Here is a 6,064-nt window from a genome sequence, read left to right as displayed (position 1 = left end):
GCCGTGGGCTGCGGCCGGCCGGGCCTGTGCAGAGCACCGCGGACACCGCGGGGGATACCCGCGTGGGATTCCCGCCGGGACCCGGTACGCTAGTGCCTGACAGCGCCACGGTGCTGTTTCGGGGCTTTAGCTCAGTTGGTAGAGCGCTGCCTTTGCAAGGCAGATGTCAGGAGTTCGAGTCTCCTAAGCTCCACAGTGTTCGATCGTCGAATCGGCCGCTGACCCGTGATCGGGTCAGCGGCCGATGTCGTTGTCCGGGGCCCCGGGGCGGGGAGCTGCCGGTACGGGCGGGCTCAGTGCGGCTTGCGCGGGTCGTGCGGCTTGGGGTGGTCGTCGCCCGGGGTGGGACCGTCAGGGGTGGGTCCGCCGGGGGCGGGATCGGGTGTCGGGTCGGGCGTAGGCGTGGGGCCCGGGGTCGGCGTGATCGGGTCGCCGGCCGACGGGCCGGGGTTCCCGGCCGGGCCGGAGCCGTTGAGCTGGCCCGGGGCCGCTCCGCCCGCCGCGCTTCCGTTCGTCGCCGCCGCCGATGTCCCGCCGTCGGTGCCGACGGCGTGGGAACCGCTGCGCGTGGTGTTCGGCGGGCTCTGCACGGCCGGCGGCTCGACCAGCCATTCCGGATTGCCCTGGCGCCGCCACCACTGCCAGGCGATGACGCCGCTGCCGACCGCGAGGGTGCCGGCCACGGCGAGGCCGGTGGCCCAGCCGTTGCGCTGCTCCTTCTTGATGTTCTTGGCGGCCAGTTCGCCGATCTCGGCGGAGGTGACGTGCCCCTGCAGGGCGGTGATCGCGGCCGCGCTGCGGAGCTGGGCCTCCTGGGCGACGGGGACGACCACGGCGCGGGCCTCCCCGACGGCCTGGGCGACCTTCGGCGCGATGGTGGCCTTGGTCTGCCCGGCGACCCTGGCCGCCGAGTGCTTGGCCGCGAGCGCGGCCTCCTGGGCCCGGTGGATGGCCTTCAGGGTGCTCTGCTGGGCCTCGGGCGGGAGGTTCGAGAACGCCTGGTGCAGCTGGGGCGCGACGAGCCGGTCGTACTGGAGCTGGGCGTTGTGCGCGGTGTGGGCGGCGCCGGCGCGTGCTCGTTCGGCGGCGGTGCCGAGCTTGGGGCCGATCGCCTCGAAGGCGGGCCCGACGCGCTGCTTGGCCTCGTCCGCGTAGTGCAGGGCGGTGTCCCTGGCGGTGGCGGCGTAGGGGGTGAGCGTCTCCTTGGTCTTGCCGGCCGTCTCACGAGCTGAGTCCAAACGGGTCACGGGTTCTCTCCTCCTCGGTGGCGTCCTGTTGTGCACATATCCACCTGATAGCTGATCATGCATCCGGTTTTGTCCCGCGGCATGCCGGGTTGGGCCGTCGGCGCAACGGGCCCGGTCACCGGTCCGGGGACGGGCAGGCCTTCCGCCGGGCGGGTCGTGGGATGATTTCCGGTGTCAGTGATGTGTAGACAGGAAGGCAGCTCGTGGCCGAGGAACTGTTCGCCACCCTCAAGACCAACCGCGGCGACATCGTGATCAAGCTCTTCCCGAACCACGCCCCGAAGACGGTGGCGAACTTCGTGGGGCTGGCCGACGGCAGCAAGGAGTGGACGCACCCGGCCACCGGCGAGGTGTCCAAGAGCCCGCTCTACGACGGCACGGTCTTCCACCGCGTGATCGAGAACTTCATGATCCAGGGCGGGGACCCGCTGGGCCGCGGCACCGGCGGCCCGGGCTACCGCTTCGCCGACGAGTTCCACCCGGACCTCGCCTTCACCAAGCCGTACCTGCTGGCGATGGCCAACTCCGGCCCGGGCACCAACGGCTCGCAGTTCTTCGTGACCGTCGCGCCGACCACCTGGCTGACCCGCAAGCACACCATCTTTGGCGAGGTCGCGGACGAGGCGAGCCGCAAGGTCGTCGACGGGATCGCGACCACCGAGACCAAGGGGCAGGACCGCCCGGTCGAGGACGTCGTGATCGAGTCCGTGGAGATCACCCGCCGCTGACGCGGCCCCGCAGTAGCCTGGCGATCCCGGTGGTGCCCCGTTCGGCGGAGGCGGCACCGGGATCGGCCATGAGAAGGGAAACCCCGGATGCTCCCGGACGAGCCCAAGCAGCCGGCCGACGGGCCCCACGGCCCCGGCGGCGAGCCGCACGAGCCCGGCGGCGGGCCCGCCCTGCCCCGCTGCTACCGGCACCCCGACCGCGAGACCGGCATCGGCTGCTCCCGTTGCGGGCGGGCGATCTGCCCGCAGTGCATGGTCAGCGCCTCGGTCGGGTTCCACTGCCCGGACTGCGTGGCGGACGGGAACCAGGGCGTGCGCCGGGCCACCACCCGCTTCGGCGGGCAGCCGGTACGGGACGGCGCGCTGGTCACCAAGATCCTGATCGGGATCAACCTGGTGGTCTTCGTGCTCGCCGCGTACGTCTACCCGGACTGGCTGGCGCGCGATCTGGAACTCTTCAGCGTGGGTCCGCAGCTCAACGGGCACTCCTACGGGGTCGCTGAGGGGCCGGGCCAGTGGTACCGCCTGCTGACGGCGACCTTCCTGCACGTCCAGCTCTGGCACATCGCCACCAACATGCTGGCGCTGTGGTGGATGGGGCCGATGCTGGAGCAGGCGCTCGGGCGGATCCGCTACCTGGCGCTGTACCTGGTGTCCGGGCTCGCGGGCAGTGCGCTCGCCTACCTGGTCGCCGGGGACTTCATGCGCTCACTGGGGGCGTCCGGCGCGATCTTCGGGATCTTCGGTGCCACGGCGGTGCTGTTCCGCCGGAACCGGCAGCCCCTCGGGCCGGTCATCGCCCTGCTGGTGTTCAACCTGGTGATCACCTTCTCGGTGCCGGGGATCGACTGGCGGGCACACCTCGGCGGTCTGGTGGCCGGGGCACTCACGGCCTACGGGATGATGTACGCCCCGCGTGAGCGGCGGGGGCTCGTCCAGGCGGGGACGGTGGTGGTGATGCTCGGCCTGGTGCTGGTCACCGTCGTCCTGCAGACGATGCGCCTCAACGCCTGACCCGGCGGCCGGCCCGGTGCGCGACCCGCGAGTGGCGCAGCGCGTGACACGCCTCAACGGGTGAGCCGCCGGGGCCGGGCGGTGCCCGGCCGTGACCTGAGCGGTGGTCAGGCGTTGTCCACAGCGGGTGCGGCGCTGTGCACAGCCGTTCGGTACAACGGGGTGCGCGGGCCGGGTCTACGCGCGTCCTGCTGTGTTCTCCGACACTTCGCGAGTGTTCGAGGAGCTCCGCGGAGGGGATCCTGCGGGCGAGTTATCCACAGGAAGGCGGGACTTTTCCCCACTGTGGATAACCATGTGGATAAGCAGACGGTGTGACCGCGTCGCCCGCCGTCCGTCCCCCGCCGTCCGTCCCCCGCCGTCCGTTCCCCGCCGTCCGGCGCTTGCCGTCCGCCGGGGGAATCCGGACAGCCCTCGATGCCGCCCCGCGCCGGGCGCGGGCAGGGCGGTCGAGGGCGTACGGAGGCGTACGGACGTACGGGGACGGTCGCGCGGCGGCACGGGAGGCCGCGAACGCCTGGCCGGCCGGGCTCAGTGGGGCCCGGGGCCTACTTCCACTGGGTGGAGACGCCGAACCCCGCCGCGATGAAGCCGAAGCCCACCAGGATGTTCCAGTTGCGCCAGCCCTCCACCGGGTAGCTGCCACTCGTCACGTAATAGGTGACGATCCACACCAGGCCGACGAGGAACAGGGCCAGCATCAGCGGGGCGACCCAGCTGCGGCCGGAGCTGATCTTCACCGCGGTCGAGGTGGACGACGGCGGCGGGGTGTAGTCGGACTTCTTGCGGAGTCGAGACTTCGGCACGAGGAGCTCTCCTGTCGATGCGCTGTGAGACCGCGCAGGGTGCAGCGGGGCGGGTCGGCTGTGGGGCGGGACCGGGTGGTGCGGGGGTCCGACGGCAGGAGTGCTCCGGGCGGACCCGGGGCGCATACCTGCCAGGGCGCTCCGCACATGCCACCGGCGTCCGTTAGCGTAGTGGTTCGGCGGGTCCGAAGGAGATAAGGGTACGGTGCCGAATTTGTCGATTCACTCCGAAACGGCCCCCACCCGTGCCGCCGGTACCCGAATTGTCGGGCGTGCCCTGACCTGCGCCGTCTTCGTGCTGGCCGGTCTGCTCTTCTACGTGAGCGCGCACGCGGCCCGCGGGACGGATCTGCGGACGGACAACTCGCTGCTCCGGCTCAGCGACGTCATACGCCAGCGCAGTGCGCAGAACCAGCAGGCCCAGGCGCAGCTCGCCGACCTCCAGGACCGCGCGCAGGAGCTGACCGAGCAGCAGGGGCAGAGCCCGGCGGACGCCGCGCTCCTCGGCGCGCTGCAGCAGGGCTCCGCGCTGGAGCCGCTCGCGGGCCCGGGGCTGACCGTCACGCTCAACGACGCACCGCCGAACGCCACCGCCCGGATCCCCGGTGTCCCCGAGCCCGGTGTGAACGACCTGGTGATCCACCAGCAGGACATCCAGGCCGTGGTCAACGCGCTGTGGCGGGGCGGCGCCGAGGGGATCCAGGTGATGGACCAGCGGCTGATCTCGACGAGTGCGGTGCGCTGCGTGGGCAACACGCTGCTGCTCCAGGGCCGGGTGTACTCCCCGCCCTACGTGATCAAGGCCGTGGGCCGGACGGACGCGCTGCGCTCGGCGCTGGAGGCCGATCCGACGATCCGCAACTACCTCCAGTACGTGCAGGCGTACGGCCTGGGCTGGAAGGTCCAGGACGGCGGGGACCTCTCCGTGCCCGGGTACTCGGGCACCGTGGACCTGCGCTCGGCGACCGGCCAGTAGCGGCGCGGCGGGCACCGCGGGCGGGGGCGGGCCGCGTGGTACGGGGGCGAAGCGGGAGACAGCGGCCGGGCGGGCCCGGCGGAGGTCTAGTCTTGAGCCCAACCTTTACGTCGAGGGAGCACCATGTACGGCTGGATCTGGCGCCATCTGCCGGGGAACACCCTGGTTCGGGCCGTGCTCGCGCTGGCCCTCGTGCTGGGGCTGGTCTACCTCCTGTTCCAGTACGTCTTCCCCTGGGCGGAGCCGCTGCTGCCGTTCGGCGACGTCACCGTGGACGGCGAGGGCACCGGCGCCGGCTGACCGGCGGCCCGGCCCTCCACCCCCCAGCCCCCGCACCTCACCGGAGTAGCGCGCGCATGACCACCTCGCCCCGCATCCTTGTCGTGGACAACTACGACAGCTTCGTCTTCAACCTGGTCCAGTACCTCTACCAGTTGGGCGCCACCTGCGAGGTGGTGCGCAACGACGAGGTGACGGTCGAGCACGCGGTGCGCCGCGACGGCGCCGACGGGTTCGACGGCGTGCTGCTCTCGCCCGGCCCGGGTGCGCCGGAGGAGGCCGGGGTCTGCATCGAGATGGTGCACCACTGCGCGGGGATCGGACTGCCGGTGTTCGGGGTCTGCCTGGGCCTGCAGTCCATCGCGGTGGCGTACGGCGCCGTGGTCGGCCGCGCGCCCGAGCTGCTGCACGGCAAGACCTCGGCGGTGCTCCACGAGGACGGCGGGGTGTTCGAGGGCCTGCCGTCGCCCCTGACGGCGACCCGGTACCACTCGCTGGCGGTCGAGCCGGCCACCGTGCCGGACGAGCTGGTGGTGACCTCGCGGACGGAGAGCGGCGTGATCATGGGTCTGCGGCACCGGGAGCTGCTGGTGGAGGGCGTGCAGTTCCACCCGGAGTCGGTGCTCACCGAGGGCGGCCACCGGATGCTGGCCAACTGGCTGGCGGAGTGCGGCGCCCCGGAGGCGGTCGGGCGTTCGGCCGGTCTCGCGCCGGTGATCGGCCGGGGCTGAGCGGGGTGACGGCGGTCCGCCCGGAGGGGCGCCAGCAGGCGGGGCCCGGCCCCGACGGCAGCGAGCCGTACGCGAACGACACCTATGAGCCGGACGGCTGGGGCGTCTACGAGCCGTACCGCCCGCAGGAGGCCGGCCCCGACGCTCCCGAGTACCCGTGGCTGGCCGACCAGACGCTGCAGCTCAGGACCATCCCGGAGGCGGCCCTCGGCGGCGGCCCGGCCGCGCCCACCGGGGGGCGGGCGGAGCGCCGCCGGGCGGCGCAGGGGCTGCTGTCGGTGCG

At 72.6% G+C, this 6,064-nt stretch carries 7 protein-coding genes, 1 tRNA gene and 1 pseudogene; 7 read left to right on the top strand and 2 right to left on the bottom strand.

The annotated features are described in order from the left end of the window. Positions 1–120 precede the first annotated feature (120 nt). Positions 121–193, top strand: a tRNA-Ala gene (locus ACFUK0_RS39190). Positions 194–293: 100 nt separating this feature from the next. Here the strand turns inward: ACFUK0_RS39190 and ACFUK0_RS39185 are convergent. Next, complete coding sequence (locus ACFUK0_RS39185) at positions 294–1,247, bottom strand: DUF5324 family protein (RefSeq protein ID WP_380258691.1); 954 nt, start codon at positions 1,245–1,247, stop codon at positions 294–296. Between the two features lie 203 nt (positions 1,248–1,450). Here ACFUK0_RS39185 and ACFUK0_RS39180 point away from each other — a divergent pair, with 203 nt between their 5' ends. Together ACFUK0_RS39180 and ACFUK0_RS39175 are read left to right on the top strand one after the other, a co-directional pair. Then, a complete protein-coding gene (locus ACFUK0_RS39180; protein ID WP_380258689.1) occupies positions 1,451–1,975 on the top strand; it encodes a peptidylprolyl isomerase in 525 nt (174 codons plus the stop codon). 87 nt (positions 1,976–2,062) lie between these two features. Beyond that, the gene (locus ACFUK0_RS39175) at positions 2,063–2,989 is read left to right on the top strand and encodes a rhomboid family intramembrane serine protease (RefSeq protein ID WP_380258687.1); all 927 of its coding nucleotides are present in this window, start codon (positions 2,063–2,065) and stop codon (positions 2,987–2,989) included. A gap of 548 nt (positions 2,990–3,537) precedes the next feature. On the opposite strand, the gene crgA is transcribed toward ACFUK0_RS39175, so the two are convergent. Beyond that, positions 3,538–3,795, bottom strand: a complete 258-nt coding sequence (gene crgA, locus ACFUK0_RS39170) for a cell division protein CrgA (RefSeq protein WP_380258685.1) — start codon at positions 3,793–3,795, stop codon at positions 3,538–3,540. A gap of 220 nt (positions 3,796–4,015) precedes the next feature. Between crgA and ACFUK0_RS39165 the strand changes: the two genes are divergently transcribed. From ACFUK0_RS39165 to ACFUK0_RS39150, 4 genes and pseudogenes are all read left to right on the top strand, one after another. Then, the gene (locus ACFUK0_RS39165; RefSeq protein WP_380258693.1) at positions 4,016–4,771 is read left to right on the top strand and encodes a DUF881 domain-containing protein; all 756 of its coding nucleotides are present in this window, start codon (positions 4,016–4,018) and stop codon (positions 4,769–4,771) included. 123 nt (positions 4,772–4,894) lie between these two features. Continuing rightward, positions 4,895–5,071, top strand: a complete 177-nt coding sequence (locus ACFUK0_RS39160) for a hypothetical protein (RefSeq protein WP_380258683.1) — start codon at positions 4,895–4,897, stop codon at positions 5,069–5,071. 56 nt (positions 5,072–5,127) lie between these two features. Then, positions 5,128–5,781: an aminodeoxychorismate/anthranilate synthase component II gene (locus ACFUK0_RS39155; protein ID WP_380258681.1), complete on the top strand. Its 654-nt coding sequence runs from the start codon at positions 5,128–5,130 to the stop codon at positions 5,779–5,781. A gap of 5 nt (positions 5,782–5,786) precedes the next feature. After that, a pseudogene (locus ACFUK0_RS39150) lies at positions 5,787–6,064 on the top strand (hypothetical protein); the annotation flags it as partial.

The organism is Kitasatospora sp. NPDC057223 (assembly GCF_042669755.1).
Lineage (GTDB): Bacteria > Actinomycetota > Actinomycetes > Streptomycetales > Streptomycetaceae > Kitasatospora.
Note: the sequence above shows the minus strand (reverse complement) of the source record. Positions and strands in the feature narration are given on the sequence as shown.